Consider the following 18,989-nt stretch of genomic DNA (forward strand, 5'->3'; position numbering starts at 1 on the left):
CCCGCCTCCAAATGGCGTCCAAAGCGCTTTTAATTATGTATCATCTCGCGCGCTTGACTCAAGAAAAATCGCTCCATATTTCCCCGGTAGGCGCTGCTGCGCCGCGATATTCCCCGGATGATAGGGGATTTTCGTGAAATGACTTGACTCCGTTCCACTGAAAGTGAAATGAGTTGGGTGTCAAAGCGCTTTGAGATTTCTTTTTGCAAGGAATTCGGCGCGGTTGGGATTGTGATGGGAGGTTGATCACATGAAAAAGTCATTTTTGATGGGCGTTGCCGTTGCGGCGCTGTTTGCCGGTGCTGCGTCCGCGGCCGATCTGAAATTTGCCCCGGGACAGGATTCCAAGTTCAACTGGAAGAGCTATGACGAATTCAAGGCCGCGCACGCCGATCTGAAGGGGCAGCCGCTGACGATCTTCGGGCCGTGGCGCGGCGAGGACGAGGCGTTCTTCAGGAGCGTTCTCGCCTATTTCACCGAAGCGACCGGCGTCGATGCGAAATACTCTTCTTCGGAAAATTACGAACAGCAGATCGTCATCGACACGCAGGCGGGCTCGCCGCCGAACATTGCCGTTCTGCCGCAGCCGGGCCTTCTGGCCGATCTCGCCGGCAAGGGCTTCCTGACGCCGCTCGGCGACGACAATTCCAAGTGGATCAAGGACAATTACGGCGCCGGCGACAGCTGGGTCGGTTACGGCACCTACAAGGGCAAGGACGGCAAGGAAGCCTTCTATGCCTTCCCTTACAAGGCCGACGTCAAGTCACTCGTCTGGTACGTTCCGGAGAACTTCGAGGAAGCCGGCTACAAGATCCCGACGACAATGGAAGAACTGCATGCCCTGACCGACCAGATCGTCAAGGACGGCGGCGTTCCCTGGTGCATCGGTCTCGGTTCCGGCGGCGCCACCGGCTGGCCGGCGACCGACTGGGTCGAGGACATCATGCTGCGCATGCAGCCCCCGGAAGCCTACGACAAGTGGACGACCAACGAGCTGAAGTTCACAGATCCGGCCGTCGTTGCCGCGATCGACGAGTTCGGCAAGTTTGCCAAGAACGAGAAATATGTCGACGGCGGCGTCGCGGCCGTGGCTTCGACCGATTTCCGCGACAGCCCGAAGGGCCTCTTCGCCGTTCCGCCGAAGTGCTACATGCACCATCAGGCCTCGTTCATCCCGTCCTTCTTCCCTGAAGGCACGAAGCTCGGCCAGGATGCCGACTTCTTCTACATGCCGACCTACGCCTCGCATGCCGACCTCGGCAAGCCGGTTCTCGGCGCCGGCACGCTCGTCTCGATCACCAAGGATTCGAAGGCGGCCCGTGCCTTCATCGACTTCCTGAAGACCCCGATCGCGCACGAGGTCTGGATGGCGCAGTCGAGCTTCTTGACGCCGTACAAGGGCGTCAGCACCGATGCCTATGCCAATCCGCAGATGAAGAAGGAAGGCGAGATCCTGACCTCCGCCACCACCTTCCGCTTTGACGGTTCCGACCTGATGCCGGGCAAGATCGGCGCCGGCGCCTTCTGGACGGGCATGGTCGATTTCGTCGGCGGCAAGTCTGCCGAAGAGGCTGCCGGCGAAATTCAGAGCGCCTGGGACGGCATCAAGTAATCGTTCAGATATGTCGCCGGCTTGCCGGCGACATGGCTTGCGTGACTGGCCGGGTTCGCGAAGAGCCCGGCCATCGCGGGATATATTGTGATTGGGCAATGCAAACATGTTGACGATGACCGGCCTTGACCCGTCAGAATGAAAACCGGCCGGAATAAGATCAGGGGAAGCAGGGGAGGGACGTAATGCTGTTGCAGATAGTGTCCGCTTTGGGCGTCGTGGTCGCCGCCGTTGTCGCGTGCTCGGCCTATTTCTATTTTTCGAACAAGATCCTGGATTTCGCTCTGCCGGTGAAGGATGGCGACATCCGCGCCGCCTCGCGCAACCTCAACCGGCGCGCGATGATCCGCCCATGGCTGTTTCTCGGCCCGGCGCTCTTCCTGCTTTTCGTCTATCTCGTCTACCCCGTCGTCGCCACCTTCATTCTCTCCTTCTACGACCGCACCGGCCAGCAATTCGTCGGCGTGGCCAATTACAAATGGGCGATCGGCGACCGCGAATTCCGCCAGTCGATCTTCAACAACATCCTCTGGCTCGCCGTCGTGCCGGCCGCCTGCACCTTCTTCGGCCTGGTCATCGCGGTGATGACCGACCGCATCTGGTGGGGCAATATCGCCAAGAGCATCGTCTTCATGCCGATGGCGATCTCCTTCGTCGGCGCCTCGGTCATCTGGAAATTCATCTATGAATATCGCGGCGGCAACGACGTCCAGATCGGCCTGTTGAACGCCATCGTCCAGCTCTTCGGCGGCACGCCCGAAGTCTGGATCTCGGTTCCCTTCTGGAACAATTTCTTCCTGATGATCATCCTGATCTGGATCCAGACCGGTTTCGCCATGGTCATCCTGTCGGCAGCGCTGCGCGGCATCCCGGAAGAGACGATCGAGGCCGCCGTCATCGACGGCGCCAATGGCTGGCAGATCTTCTGGCGCATCATGGTGCCGCAGGTCTGGGGCACCATCGCCGTCGTCTGGACGACGATCACCATCCTCGTCCTCAAGGTCTTCGACATCGTGCTGACCATGACCAACGGCCAGTGGCAGACGATGGTGCTGGCAAACCTGATGTTCAACTGGCTGTTCCGCGGCGGCGGCGATTCCGGCCGAAGCGCCGTCATCGCAATCATCATCATGCTCGCCGTCACGCCGATCATGATCTGGAACGTGCGCCGCGCCAACCGCGAACTGAAGGGCCATTGAGATGACCGCTGTCGGAAGCTACTTCAAGATCGGCCCTGCCCGTCTCTTCGTTCACCTTGCCGTTCTGCTGATCGTCATCATCTGGCTGATCCCGACACTCGGCATCTTCGTCAGCGCGCTGCGCGACAAGGACCAGATCGTCGTCTCCGGCTGGTGGACGGCCTTTGCCGGCTCGACCCAGACCATCGCCGTCCGCCTGGGCACGCCGGACCAGCAGCGGCAGGAAGGCGCGACTTACGTCATCTCAGGCAATGTGCTGGAAGGGCAGACCGGCCGCTCGGTAAAAGCCTTCGGCAACCGCGTGCAGCAGCCGGCTGCTTTCGAAGCCGGCGAGACCGCCGATCTCGGCGATGGCGAGAGCCTGCAGATCAACAGCGACGGCAGCTATCGCTACATGAAGAACACGGCCTTTTCGCCGGATGAGCGGCCGCGGCGCATCTATGTCTCCGTCTCTGCACCGCCGGAATTCACGATGCAGAACTACAATACGGTTCTGACCGGCGAAGGCATCGGCCAGTCCTTCATCAATTCGCTGACGGTGACGATCCCGGCAACGATCATCCCGATCCTGATTGCCGCTTTTGCCGCCTATGCTCTGAGCTGGATGGAGTTTCCCGGCCGCGGGCTGCTGATTGCACTCGTCGTCGGCCTCATCGTCGTGCCGCTGCAGATGTCGCTCATCCCGCTGCTTCGCCTCTACAACGAGATCGGCAATATGCTCGGCCAGCCGTCGAAGACCTATCCCGGTATCTGGTTCGCGCACACCGCCTTCGGCATGCCGCTCGCCATCTTTCTCCTGCGGGCCTATATTGCCGGCCTGCCGAAGGAGATCATCGAATCCGCCCGCGTCGACGGCGCAAGCGACTTCGAGATCTTCGTTCGCATCGTTTTGCCCTTGTCCTTCCCGGCACTCGCCTCCTTCGCCATTTTCCAGTTCCTGTGGGTATGGAACGACCTGCTCGTCGCCATGGTCTTCCTCGGCACCGACCAGGATCATCTCGTGCTGACCGGCAGGCTGAACGCGCTGCTCGGCTCGCGCGGCGGCAATTGGGAGATTTTGACGGCGTCGGCCTTCGTGACTATCGTCGTGCCGCTGCTCGTCTTCTTCGGACTGCAGCGTTATCTGGTGCGTGGTCTGCTGGCGGGCTCGGTCAAGGGCGGCTGACAATCCCCCGAAATGTGACGAACAGGATATCTCATGAACGTGGCTTCCCAATCGATCTTGACCGCCGACAAGGACTGGTGGCGCGGCGCGGTGATCTATCAGATCTATCCGCGCTCCTACCAGGATTCGAACGGCGACGGCATCGGCGACCTCAAGGGCATCACCGCCCGCCTGCCGCATGTGGCAAGCCTCGGCGTCGACGCGATCTGGATCTCGCCCTTCTTCACGTCGCCGATGCGCGATTTCGGTTATGACGTTTCCGATTACGAGAATGTCGATTCGATCTTCGGCACGTTGGTGGATTTCGACACGATGATATCAGAGGCCCACCGCCTCGGCATCCGTGTGATGATCGACCTCGTCATCTCGCACAGCTCGGACCAGCACCCCTGGTTTGTGCAGAGCCGTTCCAGCAAGACCAATGCCAAGGCTGATTGGTATGTCTGGGCCGACGCCAAACCGGATGGCTCGCCGCCGAACAACTGGCTGTCGATCTTCGGCGGATCCGCATGGGCGTGGGATCCAACGCGCATGCAATATTACCTGCACAATTTCCTGACCTCGCAGCCGGATATGAACCTGCATAACCCGGAAGTGCAGGACCGCCTGCTCGATGTCGTGCGCTTCTGGCTCAACCGCGGCGTCGACGGCTTCCGCCTCGACACCATCAATTTCTATTTCCACGACCCGCTCTTGCGCGACAATCCGGCGCTCGCACCCGAACGGCGCAACGCGTCGACGGCGCCGGCGGTCAATCCCTATAATTTTCAGGAGCATATCTACGACAAGAACCGGCCGGAGAACCTTGCCTTCCTGAAGCGCTTCCGCGCCGTGCTCGAAGAGTTCCCGGCCATCGCCGCCGTCGGCGAGGTGGGCGATAGCCAGCGCGGCCTCGAAATCGTCGGCGAGTATACCTCCGGCAATGACAAGATGCATATGTGTTATGCCTTCGAATTCCTTGCCCCCGATCCGCTGACCCCGGAGCGCGTCGAGGAGGTGATGGAGGATTTCGAAGCCGCCGCCCCCGATGGCTGGGCCTGCTGGGCCTTTTCCAATCACGACGTCATGCGTCACGTCAGCCGCTGGGGCGGGCTGGTCGCCGATCACGACGCTTTCGCCAAGCTCTATGCTTCGCTGCTGATGACGTTGCGCGGTTCCGTCTGCCTCTATCAGGGCGAGGAACTTGCTTTGACGGAAGCCGATCTCGCCTATCAGGATCTCCAAGATCCGTACGGCATTCAGTTCTGGCCGGAGTTCAAGGGCCGTGATGGCTGCCGCACGCCGATGGTCTGGGACAGCCACGTCGCCCAGGGCGGCTTCTCCACGGTCAAGCCCTGGCTGCCGGTGCCGGTCGAACATATTCTGCGCGCGGTCAACGTCCAGCAGGGCGACGAGACTTCGGTGCTGGAGCACTATCGCCGCTTCATTGCCTTCCGCAAGCTGCATCCGGCCTTTGCCAAGGGTGAGATCGAATTCGAGGAGACAGAGGGCGATAGCCTGGTCTTCACCCGCGAATACGCCGATGAGAAGCTGCTCTGCATTTTCAACATGAGTGCGGCCGAAACCAGCGTCACTCTGCCTGCCGGAGAATGGCAGGCGTTGACGGGACACGGCTTTACCAGCAACAACTATGGCGACAAGATCGATATTCCGGCCTGGGGGGCGTACTTCGCCCGTCTCGCCTAAGGATCAGGAGGGGAGTGACAAATGACTGGACTGACACTGAAGGACATCCGCAAATCCTACGGTTCCGTGGATGTTCTCCATGGTATCGACCTCGATATCAAGCAGGGCGAATTCATCGTCTTCGTCGGTCCGTCCGGCTGCGGCAAGTCCACGCTTCTGCGCATGATCGCCGGCCTCGAGGCGATTACCGGCGGCGAGATGTATATTGACGGCCATCTCGTCAATGACGTGCCGCCCTCCAAGCGCGGCATCGCCATGGTCTTCCAGTCCTATGCTCTTTATCCGCACATGACCGTCTTCGACAACATGGCCTTCGGCATGAAGATCGCCGGCGAAAGCAAGCAGGAGATCGACCGCCGTGTGCGCGCGGCGGCCGAGAGCCTGCAGCTGACCCAATATCTCGACCGCCTGCCGAAGGCGCTGTCGGGCGGCCAGCGACAGCGCGTGGCGATCGGCCGCGCCATCTGCCGCGATCCCAAGGTCTTCCTGTTCGACGAGCCGCTGTCCAACCTCGATGCAGCGCTGCGCGTCGCCACGCGTATCGAAATTGCCCGGCTGAACGAGCAGATGGCCGATACTACGATGATCTACGTCACCCACGACCAGGTCGAGGCGATGACGCTCGCCGACCGCATTGTCGTCCTGTCGGCCGGCAATATCGAGCAGGTCGGCGCGCCGCTGGAGCTCTACGAACGCCCAGCCAACCTCTTCGTCGCGAAATTCATCGGCTCGCCTGCGATGAACATCATTCCCGCGACGATCGCCGGGACCGGCAGCCAGACGGCCGTGACGCTGACCGGCGGCATGTCGGTGACATTGGATGTGGCGACCGATGCCTCCGAGAAGGGCAAGCAGGCAAGCTTCGGCGTTCGTCCCGAGGATCTGAGGATTGCCGACGGCGCCGACTATGTTTTCGAAGGCGAGGTCTCCATCGTCGAAGCGCTCGGCGAAGTGACGCTGCTTTATATCGAGGGGCTGGTTCCGGGCGAACCGATCGTCGTCAAGCTGCCCGGCATCTACGATGTGCATAAGGGCCAGAGGATGCGATTTGCCGCCGACAGGCTGAAGCTGCATCTCTTTGATGCGAGCGGCCACACCTATCGGAAATGAGGCAGCCTTTTTTGGGGGATAATACCAGAAATTGTGCGGAGGCAGCCGAATTCTCACTTTCTGTTAAAGATCGGCTGCTACCTTTTCCTCGTCGATTTATGAGGGGGATAAGCAGGTGGCCGCTTCCAATCCGTCACAGCCAAGATCTCATTTCCTGAGCAAGGAAGAATCCTTCATGTATGACCGCGAGGCGCGGTTCAAAATGGAGGACACAATGAATGCCGCGCGCATCGAATATACGGAAAAGGGCGTCATGCACGCGGCTTCGCGCCGCTGCGATATTGTCCGTATCTCGATGAGCAGCGCTACTCTCGCAATCCTGACCCAGTTCAGCCTGCCGAAGCAGTTCTATCTGGATATTCCCGATGCCCGCATCACCAAGGTCGGCTGCCTGCTGATGAAGGTCAACGCCAACAATACGATCGAGGTTCGCTTCCTGCGCCTGCTGACGCAGAAGGAGCTGAATAAGATCTTCGTCTACAGCACGCACCCCGCGCACAAGGATTACGTCCTCGATATCCGCGCCTGACGGGCAGTTTCGGACCGGTCATAGAAAAACCCGCGGGACGCTTCAGGCGCCCCGCGGGTTTTTGCTTATCCGCACCTGATCATGCTCAGTGGAAGAGCACGCTCGCGCCCTGATCGGAAGCGCCGACGGCACGCCGGAACGGCGCGAAGAGTTCACGGCCCATGCCGAATTCATTGTCGGAGAGATCGATGCTCACCGGCTCGCGCTCGGCCATGTCGGCTGCGTCGACCAGCACTTCGAGCGTGCCCTTGATCGCGTCGAGGCGAATGATGTCGCCGTCCCGGATGCGGGCGATCGGGCCGCCATCGACTGCTTCCGGCGTGACATGGATCGCCGCCGGCACCTTGCCGGATGCGCCGGACATGCGCCCGTCGGTCAGGAGCGCCACGCGGAAGCCACGGTCCTGCAGCACGCCGAGCGGCGGTGTCAGCTTGTGCAGCTCCGGCATGCCGTTCGCCTTCGGACCCTGGAAGCGCACGACGGCGACGAAATCGCGGTTGAGCTTGCCTTCTTTGAAGGCGTCCTGCAGTTCCTGCTGGCTGTGAAAGACGATCGCCGGCGCCTCGATGATATGGCGCTCCGCCTTGACGGCCGAGATCTTGATGACCGCCTTGCCGAGATTGCCGCGTAGCATCTTCAGCCCCCCATTCGCCTGGAAAGGCGTCTCGATGCTGGAAAGCACCTTCGGATCGTGGCTCTTATCGGGCGACGGTTCGCGCAGCACCGTGTGGTTCTCGCCGAGCCGGGCATCGACCGTATAGGCTTCAAGGCCCTGGCCGAAGACGGTGCGAACGTCGTCATGCACTAGCCCGTGCTTCAGCAGTTCCTTGATGAGGAAGCCCATGCCGCCGGCCGCCTGGAAATGGTTCACGTCGGCAAGCCCGTTCGGATAGACGCGGGCAAGCAGCGGCACGATTTCCGAAAGCTCGGCAATGTCCTGCCAGGTGAGTTGGATCCCGGCTGCCCGCGCCATGGCGACGAGGTGCAGCGTGTGGTTGGTCGACCCGCCGGTCGCATGCAGGCCGACGACGCCGTTGACGATCGAGCGCTCGTCGATCATCTCGCCGGCCGGCGTGAATTCGTTGCCGAGTGCGGTGATCGCTAAGGCTCGCTTGGCGGCTTCGCGCGTCAGCGCTTCGCGCAGCGGTGTGCCGGGATTGATGAAGGAGGAGCCCGGCATGTGGAAGCCCATGATCTCCATCAGCATCTGGTTGGAGTTGGCCGTGCCGTAGAAGGTGCAGGTGCCGGGACCATGATAGGATTTCGATTCCGCCTCCAGGAGTTCGGCGCGCCCGACCTTGCCCTCGGCGAAGAGCTGGCGCACGCGCGACTTCTCGTCGTTCGGCAGGCCCGTCGTCATCGGCCCCGCCGGAACGAAGATCGACGGCAAGTGGCCGAAGGACAGCGCGGCGATGACGAGGCCCGGCACGATCTTGTCGCAGACGCCGAGGAAGAGGGCGGCATCGAACATATTGTGCGACAGGCCGACACCTGCCGCCATGGCGATCAGGTCACGCGAGAACAGCGACAGCTCCATGCCCGGCTGTCCCTGGGTGACGCCGTCGCACATGGCGGGCACGCCGCCGGCCACCTGGGCGACACCGCCTGCCTCGGCCGCCGCCTCACGGATGATACCAGGATAGGTCTCGAACGGCTGGTGGGCCGAGAGCATGTCGTTATAGGCGGTGATGATGCCGAGATTGGGGATACGGTCGCCGGCGAGCGCGTCCTTTTCGGCGGGGGAACAGATCGCGAAGCCGTGGGCGAGGTTGGCGCAGCCGAGCACCGAACGCTGCACGCCCTCGGAAGCGGCGGCGCGCAGGCGTTCCAGGTAGCGCTCGCGGGTCGGCTTCGAGCGTTCGACGATGCGATCGGTGATCGCAGAAATGCGTGCGTGAGCGGACATGGAAAATCCCTGCCTTGTTCGTTGTATCTCTATCTCTTTCGGCGGCTCCGGCCTGACATCCGGATCCGGGTCTTCTGATCCGGGTCTGGGGCCGATCAGGGAGCCCAGTAGATCTCGACCGGGGAAGTGGCCCGGCGCAGAACGGCGCGGATCGGCATTTCTGCCTCGTCACCGCTGCCTTCCGCCTTGGCGAGAACGTCTTTTTTGCCTTCGCCCTCGATATGGAGAACCAGGAGAGCGGCATCCTGAAGACTGGAGAAGGTAAAGGTCAGGCGCGGCTCGCCGGCTCCTTGCGCCTCCATGGTGATGACGCTGCGTGGCGTCGACGCGTCGAGCGCCCGGGCAAGATTGCTGCCGCCGGGAAAGAACGAGGCGGTGTGGCCGTCGCCGCCCATACCGAGGATGACGACATCGAAGGGTATGCCGATTTCGGCGCTCTTTTCCGTCGCAAGCCTTGCCGCCTCCGCGACGGAGGATGCCGGCTGGTAAAGCGGCACGAAACGCGCCGCCTTCGCCTTGTCCTGCAAGAGATTGGCATCGACCAGCAGATGGTTCGAGCGGGCATTATCCGCCGGAACGAAACGTTCGTCCACCAGCGTGATCGTTACCTTGTCCCAGGCAATGTCGCGCGTCGAAAGCGCCTGGAAGAAGGCCTTCGGCGTCGAACCGCCGGAAACGGCGATGGACGCCGCACCGCGAGCGGCGATTGCCGCCGAAAGCGTATCGGCGACCGTGTCGGCGAGGCTGCCAGCGAGGTCTGCGGCACTGGCGAAGGAATGCAGGGTCGATGCCATCGATGTCGTCCTAGATGTCGTCATGCCAGGTGCGGCCGTCGCGCTCGATCAGCGCGATGGCCTGGCTCGGGCCCCAGGTGCCGGCCGTATAGCCCTGCACCTGTTGGCCGGTCGTTTCCCAACCTTTCAGGATCGGGTCCACCCATTTCCATGCGGCTTCGACTTCGTCGCGGCGCATGAACAGGGTCTGGTTGGAGCGGATCACGTCCATCAGCAGACGCTCGTAGGCGTCTGGATTGCGGACGTTGAAGGCCTGGGCGAAGCTCATGTCGAGCGAGACGTTGCGCAGCCGCATGCCGCCCGGACCCGGATCCTTGATCATCAGCGACTGCTTGACGCCCTCATCCGGCTGCAGCCGGATGATCAGCTGGTTGGCGACGATGCGTCCGGCCGCCTGGTCGAAGATCGCGTGCGGGATCGGCTTGAAGGTGATGACGATCTCGGACATGCGTCCGGTCAGCCGCTTGCCGGTTCTGATATAGAAGGGAACGCCCGCCCAGCGCCAGTTATTGATCTCGGCCTTGATGGCGACGAAAGTCTCGGTGTTCGAGACGCCGCCTTCCAGCTCTTCGAGATAACCCTTGACCGGGCCGCTGCCCGAAGCGCCGGCGCGATACTGGCCGCGCACCGTCGCCTGCTCGACATTGGAGGCATCGAGCGGCTTCAGGGCGCGCAGCACCTTCAGCTTCTCGTCGCGAACGGCTTCCGAATCCATCGACGAGGGTACTTCCATCGCCGTCAGGCAGAGCAGCTGCAGAATGTGGTTCTGTACCATGTCGCGCAGCGCGCCGGCTGTGTCGTAATAGCCGGCGCGGCCTTCCAGGCCGACCGACTCCGCCACGGTGATCTGCACATGATCGATATAGTTGGCGTTCCACAGCGGCTCGTAAAGCGCATTGGCAAAACGCAGCGCCATCAGGTTCTGCACCGTCTCCTTGCCGAGATAGTGGTCGATGCGAAAGATCTGCTCTTCCTTGAAGGCGCGGCCGATCGTGTCGTTGAGCTGCAGCGCCGAGGCGAGGTCGCGGCCGATCGGCTTTTCGACGACGATGCGGGTCGACCTGGTGATCAGCTTGTGATCGTGGATCTTCTGCGAAATGTCGCCGAAGATGCCGGGTGCTACCGCCAGATAGAAGGCGCGCACCCGGTCCTTGCTTTCGTCGAGCAGTTTCTTCAGCTGATCCCAGCCCGTGTCCGTGCGGGCGTCGACCGAAACGTAGTAAAGGCGGGCACAGAACTTCTCGACTTCTGCGTCGTCGTATTCGCCTTTCTTCAGGTGCTCCGTCAGCGCATCCTTGGCGAACTTGCGATATTCCTCATGCGAAAGCGGGCTGCGCGAGGCGCCGATGATACGGGTCGGTTCCGAGAACTGACCCTCGATCTGACGATGATAGAGCGCGGGCAGAAGCTTGCGTTCGGCAAGGTCGCCGCTGCCGCCGAAGACGACGTAATCAAAAGGCTCAACGGGAATGATCTGGCTGCTCATGAGCTTGTCTCTCAATCAGGCTGGTTGGTGGCCCTTTTAATCTAATCGATTTAAAAAAGCCAGTGTGCAGTGCAATGAATCTGTCAGGCACCGGTTTTAGAGCGAATTGCCGGAAGAGGAAATCCGCAATCGGACTAAAACTTGTCGCGAAGCGCAAACCACGACAAGGCGAGGAAAAGCAATGGCGCCCGCATCCGGGCTCCGCCGGGAAAGGCGGGAATATCGAGCGATTTGAACAGATCGAGATCGCCGGATTTGCCAAGCACCGTTTCCGCATAGAGCTTGCCACAGTAGTTTGACAGCATGACGCCATGGCCGGAATAACCGCCGATCGATGTGACGCCGGGCATCACCTCGCGCACAAAAAGCTGGCGCGGCATGGTGATGCCGACGCTGCCGCCCCAGGCGTGGGTGATCTCGATGTCTTTTAGGTCGGGATAGATTTCGCCGATCTGCCGGCGGATATGCTGCGAAATGTCCCGCGGATTGTCGGCGGTATAGGCCTCGCGCCCACCGAACAGCAGGCGGCCCTCGAATTTACGGAAATAGCGCACGACGAAGCGCGAATCGGCGACGGCCTCGCCGCCCGGCAGCACACCGGGATAGCCGTCGAGCGGAACCGTGGCGCCGATGAAGGAGCGGATCGGCATGACATGGCTTGCCGTCACCGGCTCCAGGCTGCCGATATGGCCGTTGCAGGCGATCAGCGCCCGGTCGGAGGTGATCGTGCCCTTTTCGGTTTCAATCGTCACCTTGCCACCGCTTTGGCGGATCGCCTTTGCCGGGGTCATCTCGAAGATGGAAGCGCCGGCATTTGCGGCCACCCGCGCCAGCCCGATCAGCAGCTTCAGCGGATGAATATGGCCGGTGCCGACATCGCGCACGCCGCAGCGGAAACGCTTCGAGCCGAGCCGCTCCTGCGTTTCCTTCTCATCCATGAAGCTCAAATGCGGATAGCCGTAACGCTCAGCGGCGATTTCGGCATTCTCACGATAGTCGCGTTCGTAGCTTGCCTTGTGCGCGACGTTGAGCTGACCGGGCACATAATCGATCTCGATCTGATGTTCCCGGGCGAAATCGAGAAGATGGCGCTTGGCCGCCTCGGCAACATCGAACAGCGCTTTCGAGCGTTCATAGCCGATCTTTTCCTCAAGCTCTTCCGGCCACCATCGCTGGCCGGTGCCGAGCTGGCCGCCATTGCGCCCGGACGCTCCATCGCCGAAGCGCCAGGCCTCGATCAGCACGACGGAAACACCTGATTTGGCGAGATGATAGGCGGCCTGCAGGCCGGTATAGCCACCGCCGACAATGGCGACGTCGCATGTTCTCGAGCCGTCGAGAGCGGCGTAGGTCGGCCGCTCCCCGACGCTTGCCTGATACCAGGATAGCCCGGGCGCAATCGGGCTCTGCCACATCTCTTGCGATGCCATGATATCGCTCACACGTTGAGCAGAAGAAACTCCCGCTCCCAGGGACTGATCACCTGCATGAAGGTCTCGAACTCACCGCGCTTGACGCCGGCGTAAAGGCCGATGAACTGCTTGCCGAACACCTCTTCGAAGGCGGGCTCGTCCTCCATCAGCGCCACGGCTTCCAGCAGGCCGCGCGGCAGGTCGATCGAGCCCTCATTGGCCGAATCCTCGGTCGGCGCCGTCGGCTCGATCTGCCTCATGATGCCGAGCAGGCCGGCGGCGAGCGAGGCGGCGAGCGCCAGATAGGGATTGGCATCCGAGCTCGGCAGCCGATTTTCCACCCGTCGCGCCTGCGGATCGGAAACCGGAACGCGGAAGGCGGTCGTCCGGTTGTCGTAGCCCCAGGCGTTGTTGACCGGGCAGGACATGTCGGGCTGCAGGCGGCGGTAGGAATTCACATAGGGCGCCAGCATCGCCATCGCGCTCGGCACGAATTTCTGCATCCCGCCGATGAAATGGAAGAATTCCTTCGACGCCGATCCGTCCGCATTGGAGAAGACGTTCCTGCCCGTCTCGACATTGACCACCGACTGGTGGATATGCATCGCCGACCCTGGTTGGCCCTGCATCGGCTTGGCCATGAAGGTCGCGTAGATGTCGTGCTTCAGCGCCGCTTCGCGGATCGTGCGCTTGAACAGGAACACCTGGTCGGCAAGCTCGATCGGATTGCCGTGGCGCAGGTTGATCTCGAGTTGCGCCGGTCCCTCTTCGTGGATCAGCGTATCGATCTCCAGCCCCTGCTTCTCCGAGAAATGATAGATGTCGTCGATCAGTTCGTCGAATTCGTTGATGCCGGCGATCGAATAGCCCTGGCCGCCGAGGATCGAGCGGCCGGAGCGGCCTTTCGGCGGATGCAGCGGATAGTCGGGGTCGTCATTCTTGGCGACGAGGTAGAACTCGATCTCCGGCGCCACGATCGGTTTCCAGCCGCGATCATGATAGAGGCTCATGATCCGCTTCAAGACGTTGCGTGGCGTATAGGGCACTTCGCCCCCGTCCGAATCGACGATGTCACAGATCACCTGCGCCGTCGGGTCGGTTTCCCAGGGCACGACCGACAGCGTCGAAAGATCCGGCATCAGCTTCAGGTCGCTGTCGCGCGGCTCGTAACGGAAGCTCTCCGTCTCCTCCGGATACTCGCCCGAAATCGTATGCCGGTAGATCGCCGAAGGCAGGGCCAGCGAGGTGTTGGAGGTGAATTTGGAACTCGGCATCATCTTGCCGCGCGGAACGCCGGCAAGGTCCGGCGTGATGCATTCGATGTCTTCGATGCCCCTGGCCCTCAGCCACTGCGCTGCTTCCTTCCAGTTCGCAACGCCGCGCAGGGATCCGGGGTCCGGAGGTGTTTTGGTCGAGGCGGGTACGTTTCTGGCAGGCTTCAGCGTCGTCTTTTTTGGGGACATGACACACCGGTTTGGTTGATCGTGACGCCATCATAGCCGGAGTTTGCCAATTGGCGAGGGGTTGAGAACGTTGACTTTCGCCCCTTGATGGAAAAGAAGACGCCGGTTGGATCGGGGAAAAGAGTTTGCAGCACAAGAGCGACGTCATCGTCATCGGCGCCGGAGCCGCCGGCATGATGGCGGCCATTCGCGCGGGCAAACGCGGCCGCTCGGTCGTGGTCATCGACCACGCGAAGGCGCCTGGCGAAAAGATCCGCATATCGGGCGGCGGCCGCTGTAATTTCACCAATATCCATGCCGAACCGAAGAATTTCCTTTCCGCCAATCCGCATTTCTGCAAGTCGGCGCTTGCCCGTTTCACGCCCGCCGATTTCATCGCCATGGTCGACCGCCACGGCATTGCCTGGCATGAAAAGGCGCTCGGCCAGCTTTTCTGCGACGACAGTGCCAAGGACATCATCCGCATGCTGCTGGACGAGATGCGCGCGGTCGGCGCGGGCCTGCATCTCGGCACCGAAATATCGGGTGTCGACAGGAGGGAGGCTGGCTTCCGCGTCTCCACGGGCGAAGGCGTCTTCGAGGCATCCTCTCTCATTGTGGCGACCGGCGGCAAATCGATCCCGAAGATGGGCGCCACCGGCTTTGCCTATCGCCTCGCCGAGCAGTTCGGCCTGGCCGTGCTTGAAACCCGCCCAGGTCTCGTGCCGCTGACGCTGGATCCCGGCCTGCTCGAGACCGTCGCCCCGCTCGCTGGCATTTCCGCCCCGGCCGAAATCCGCCATGGTAAGACCGCTTTCCGCGAAGCGCTGCTGTTTACCCATCGGGGTTTAAGCGGTCCCGCCATCCTGCAGATCTCGTCTTACTGGCGGGAGGGAGATGAAATCGTCGTTGCGGTCGAACCGGATGTCGAGATATCAGCGCATTTGAAGACGGCAAAGCAGCTGAATGGCCGCCAGTCGGCCCAGACAGCTCTCGGCGATATCCTGCCGAAGCGGCTGGCCCAGTTTCTCGTCGAGCGGGAAAGGATCGCCGGCAATATGGCCGATCTGCCCGACAAGGCGCTGCAGCGGCTGGCCGCCAGCGCCCAGAACTGGATCGTCAAACCGTCCGGCTCGGAAGGCTACCGCACCGCCGAAGTGACGCTCGGCGGCATCGACACGGCGGCGCTCGATTCCCGCAGCATGGAAACAAAGACCGTTCCCGGCCTTTATTTCGTCGGTGAATGCGTCGACGTCACCGGCTGGCTCGGCGGCTATAATTTCCAATGGGCATGGGCCTCCGGTTTTGCCGCCGGCGAATACGCATAGAAACATCCGGCATAACGATTCAAGACTTCTTAAGAGAGGTGCGCCATCCTGTCTCAATTGCCGGCTCTGAAAGCTTTCCCCAAATTAAGCTTTACCGGCAGGCCTTTTTGTTGGACTGTTGTGTCACAAGAGTGAGGTTTCGAGCATGAACAGAAACGCACGACGCGCCCGCGCCATCGCAATCGCCCAGGCAAAACCCGACGCCGGCACGGCCACCCTGCGATACCTGATGCTCGCAGCCGGCGCGACCGCCGCCAGCCTGGCGCTGCTGCTCGCCCACCTCATCTGATCCTGCCCGCCCGTCTGAAAGCAAACTTGCCCGCTCCCGATCGCGGCACTGCGGCCGCGCGGCGTATAATTTGCAATTATTTCACCATCTTGGCTTAAGTCACCATTACCGCTTATCTGAAAATTAATATCTAATCTGACACAATCGCCGCGATTATTTGGGCGTTTCCAAGTCTGCTTGGAACATGAACCGGCAATGACTGCCGCCTGGCCTCCAGGTTCCCCGATGGAAATAGAATAATTCGATGTGCACTCGGCTGGCGCCCCTTATGGCTGCCCGCGGGAGGAGTAGTGTATGAAAGGCCCGGAACGCCATGTTGATTGACAAGATTCTTTCCCGTTTCAGGATCAAGACCAAGGTTTTGATCTTCGTTCTGCCCTTTGTCGTCACCATTTCGGCGGTGGGCTTGACCGGCCTTTACGCATCCGGGCTTCTCCAGGGCCGCATGGAAATATCCAACAGCGTGCTGCAGTCGCTGAGCGGGTTCAAGGATCTCTACGGTTCGATGGACGATTTCCTGCGCATCACGAGCCCGCAGGCGCGCGACAAGCTGCTGTCGGATCTGAAGACCCAGCAGGGCGTGCTCGACCAGACGCTGGATCAGGTCGGAGAAGAGGCCGCCGGCCGCGACAGCCTTGCCGAGGCATCGCGCCGCACCAAGGATATTTCGGGCGTCGTCGACAAGCTCTGGACGCTGCACGAGCAGGAGCAGAAGCTGCACGAGCAGATCGACGCGGCGCAGAAGAGCCTGATCAGCACCCGCTTCACGGTCTCCTATCAGGCCGATGAGCTGCAGACCGCGCTTCAGCGCGACGAAGGTGCCGCCACCATCACGCTGCGCACGGCCGACCGTCTGCTGAAGGGCGGCGATTTCCTCGGCAGCGTCGCCAGCGGTTACAGCAAGCCGCAGGCGCCTGAGGAAAAGATCGCCTACATCAAGGAACAGCTGCCGGAGATCATGAAGTCCCAGCGGCTGATCGCCATTTCGGTTCCGACCAACCAGAAGAACGTCATCGACTCGCTGGCTACGACGATCGACAGCATCAAGCAGATCGCCGAGATGCCGAGCCCGACGGAGGAAAACATCACCGAGCTCGGTCGTCTCGTGTCGCGCTTCCGGCAGACCTCGACCTATACGCAGCTGACCGCGACGCAGAAGATGCGTGAGGCAACACAGCGCTTCGCCGAACTCGAAGGCCGCATCGCCCAGACCAATTCCGTCCTTCAGGATACGCGGCGTCTCGAAAATTCCGTCTATGCCTTGCAGATCGTCCTTTCCGATTTCCTCGCCAATTCAAGCAAGGAAAACCTCGTCCGTCTGCAGCAGCAGACCGGCACGCTCGGCAAGGACATGGAGGTGCTGACCACCAGCGCCAAGGGTATGGGCTTTGCCGAAGGCATATCGGACGCGATCAAGCCGGCGCTCGACGCCATTGCCGGCGGCGGTTCGAAGATAGTCGATACGATCGGCGAGCGCGTGACGGCCTATGCCGCGGCGCGACAGGAACTCGACGAGATCTGGAAGAAGCTCACCGATTTCGCCGAACTGCAGAAGCAGACGGCCGGCACCGAGCGCACCCAGGCAAACAGCATCTCCGTCATGACCACCGGCCTCGGCATCCTTCTGTCGATCCTCGGCGGCATCGCCCTGGTGCTGACGCTGCAGCGGCCGATCAGCCAGATCACCGGCGCCATGCGCCGCATCGCCGAAGGCGCGCTGGATACCAGCATAACAGGCGAGCAGCGCTACGACGAAATCGGCGACATGGCCCGGGCACTCGGTATCTTCAAGGAAAATGCCATCTCGAAGATCCGCATCGAGGAACAGAGCGATGAGGAGCGCGCTGCCGCCGAACACGAGCGCCAGCGCAACGATGCCGAAAAGCGCGAGATGGACCGCCAGATCGAATTCGCGGTCAACGCGCTTGCGGCCGGCCTCGAGCGCATGTCGCAGGGCGATATCTCGACGACGATCGAAACGCCCTTCATCGGCCGTCTCGAACAGCTGCGTCAGGATTTCAACGGTTCGATGCTGCGCCTGCAGGCGACGATGAGCCAGATCCGCGACAACGTCGAGTTGATCCAGGGCAACGGCAATCAGATGGCCCGGTCGGCCGAGGATCTCTCCAAGCGCACGGAACAGCAGGCCGCCTCGCTCGAAGAGACCGCGGCTGCCGTCGATCAGATCACCGTCACGGTCCGCTCGTCGGCCGAACGCGCCAAGGATGCCGACCAGATCGTCCGCCAGGCCAAGCGCAGCGCCGACGATTCCGCCGTCGTCGTCAGCAATGCGATCGACGCCATGGGCCGCATCGAGGAAGCCTCGCGTCAGATCGAGCAGATCATTGGCGTCATCGACGAGATTGCCTTCCAGACCAATTTGCTGGCGCTCAACGCCGGCATCGAAGCGGCGCGCGCCGGGGAGGCCGGCAAGGGCTTTGCGGTCGTCGCCATGGAAGTCCGCGAACTTGCCCAGCGCTCCGCCGCCGCCGCGCAGGAGATCAAGGGTCTGATCAACAAGTCGACCAACGAGGTCAGTTCCGGCTCGCAATTCGTCCAGGAAACCGGCACGGTGCTTGCGAAGATCAGCGCCCAGATCGTCACGATCAGCCAGCATGTCGAGATGATCGCCCGCGCCAGCCACGACCAGTCCAACGCGCTGCAGAGCGTCAACTCGACGGTCAATCAGATGGACCAGATGACGCAGAAGAACGCCGCCATGGTCGAGGAGACGACGGCTGCCAGCCGCGAACTGGCCGACGAGGCCGACGCGCTGCGCCACCTCATCCAGCAGTTCAAGATCCACGGCGAGGCGGCCGAAGCGCAGGTCTACCGCGCCGCTTGATCAGACACGATCTATCCATTGGAACGGCCCCGGCTACCCTGGGCCGTTTGCATTGTGCGCCCAGCATGGGCGCACTCTTGTGGGTGCAAGTCCACCGTAAGCTGGTCATGGCGAGCGAAGAGAAGCGCAACTTTGCAAGGGCGACCGAGCGTGGGGAGGAAGCGTGGATCGAACCTGCGGGCCGAT

General features: G+C 61.7%; 14 protein-coding genes. 9 read left to right on the forward strand and 5 right to left on the reverse strand.

The annotated features are described in order from the left end of the window. The first annotated feature begins 250 nt into the window (after positions 1-250). The 6 genes from GGD53_RS15315 (at position 251) to GGD53_RS15340 (ending at position 7,301) form a co-directional block, all read left to right on the forward strand. The gene (locus GGD53_RS15315) at positions 251-1,612 is read left to right on the forward strand and encodes an ABC transporter substrate-binding protein (protein WP_184457326.1); all 1,362 of its coding nucleotides are present in this window, start codon (positions 251-253) and stop codon (positions 1,610-1,612) included. A 185-nt stretch (positions 1,613-1,797) separates the two neighbouring features. After that, positions 1,798-2,811 (forward strand): carbohydrate ABC transporter permease, encoded by a 1,014-nt coding sequence (locus GGD53_RS15320; RefSeq protein ID WP_184457328.1) that lies wholly within the window; start codon positions 1,798-1,800, stop codon positions 2,809-2,811. Between the two features lies 1 nt (position 2,812). Further along, positions 2,813-3,976 carry a carbohydrate ABC transporter permease gene (locus GGD53_RS15325; RefSeq protein ID WP_184457330.1) on the forward strand — a complete coding sequence of 388 codons (1,164 nt, stop codon included), beginning with the start codon at positions 2,813-2,815 and terminating at the stop codon, positions 3,974-3,976. A 33-nt stretch (positions 3,977-4,009) separates the two neighbouring features. Continuing rightward, positions 4,010-5,662, forward strand: a complete 1,653-nt coding sequence (locus tag GGD53_RS15330) for an alpha-glucosidase (RefSeq protein WP_184457332.1) — start codon at positions 4,010-4,012, stop codon at positions 5,660-5,662. Positions 5,663-5,683: 21 nt separating this feature from the next. Next, a complete protein-coding gene (locus tag GGD53_RS15335) occupies positions 5,684-6,772 on the forward strand; it encodes an ABC transporter ATP-binding protein (RefSeq protein ID WP_184457334.1) in 1,089 nt (362 codons plus the stop codon). 175 nt (positions 6,773-6,947) lie between these two features. After that, a complete protein-coding gene (locus GGD53_RS15340) occupies positions 6,948-7,301 on the forward strand; it encodes a hypothetical protein (RefSeq protein ID WP_020920408.1) in 354 nt (117 codons plus the stop codon). 85 nt (positions 7,302-7,386) lie between these two features. Here GGD53_RS15340 and edd read toward each other — a convergent pair whose 3' ends face one another. From edd to GGD53_RS15365, 5 genes are all read right to left on the reverse strand, one after another. Beyond that, positions 7,387-9,207 carry a phosphogluconate dehydratase gene (gene edd / locus GGD53_RS15345; protein WP_184457336.1) on the reverse strand — a complete coding sequence of 607 codons (1,821 nt, stop codon included), beginning with the start codon at positions 9,205-9,207 and terminating at the stop codon, positions 7,387-7,389. A 95-nt stretch (positions 9,208-9,302) separates the two neighbouring features. Next, the gene (pgl, locus tag GGD53_RS15350) at positions 9,303-10,001 is read right to left on the reverse strand and encodes a 6-phosphogluconolactonase (RefSeq protein WP_184457338.1); all 699 of its coding nucleotides are present in this window, start codon (positions 9,999-10,001) and stop codon (positions 9,303-9,305) included. 10 nt (positions 10,002-10,011) lie between these two features. Then, positions 10,012-11,487 carry a glucose-6-phosphate dehydrogenase gene (zwf, locus tag GGD53_RS15355; protein WP_184457340.1) on the reverse strand — a complete coding sequence of 492 codons (1,476 nt, stop codon included), beginning with the start codon at positions 11,485-11,487 and terminating at the stop codon, positions 10,012-10,014. 134 nt (positions 11,488-11,621) lie between these two features. Beyond that, positions 11,622-12,917 carry an NAD(P)/FAD-dependent oxidoreductase gene (locus GGD53_RS15360; RefSeq protein ID WP_184457342.1) on the reverse strand — a complete coding sequence of 432 codons (1,296 nt, stop codon included), beginning with the start codon at positions 12,915-12,917 and terminating at the stop codon, positions 11,622-11,624. 8 nt (positions 12,918-12,925) lie between these two features. After that, positions 12,926-14,362, reverse strand: a complete 1,437-nt coding sequence (locus GGD53_RS15365) for a glutamine synthetase family protein (protein WP_085776992.1) — start codon at positions 14,360-14,362, stop codon at positions 12,926-12,928. Between the two features lie 125 nt (positions 14,363-14,487). Between GGD53_RS15365 and GGD53_RS15370 the strand changes: the two genes are divergently transcribed. The 3 genes from GGD53_RS15370 to GGD53_RS15380 all read left to right on the forward strand — a co-directional run bounded on the left by GGD53_RS15370 (position 14,488) and on the right by GGD53_RS15380 (position 18,803). Further along, positions 14,488-15,669, forward strand: coding sequence for an NAD(P)/FAD-dependent oxidoreductase (locus GGD53_RS15370; RefSeq protein WP_184457345.1), 1,182 nt, complete (start codon positions 14,488-14,490; stop codon positions 15,667-15,669). Positions 15,670-15,814: 145 nt separating this feature from the next. Next, positions 15,815-15,958, forward strand: a complete 144-nt coding sequence (locus GGD53_RS15375) for a hypothetical protein (RefSeq protein ID WP_184457349.1) — start codon at positions 15,815-15,817, stop codon at positions 15,956-15,958. A gap of 313 nt (positions 15,959-16,271) precedes the next feature. Next, complete coding sequence (locus tag GGD53_RS15380; protein WP_184457351.1) at positions 16,272-18,803, forward strand: methyl-accepting chemotaxis protein; 2,532 nt, start codon at positions 16,272-16,274, stop codon at positions 18,801-18,803. Positions 18,804-18,989 lie beyond the last annotated feature (186 nt).

It is taken from the genome of Rhizobium aethiopicum (assembly GCF_014197535.1).
In the GTDB taxonomy this organism is placed as follows: domain Bacteria; phylum Pseudomonadota; class Alphaproteobacteria; order Rhizobiales; family Rhizobiaceae; genus Rhizobium; species Rhizobium aethiopicum_A.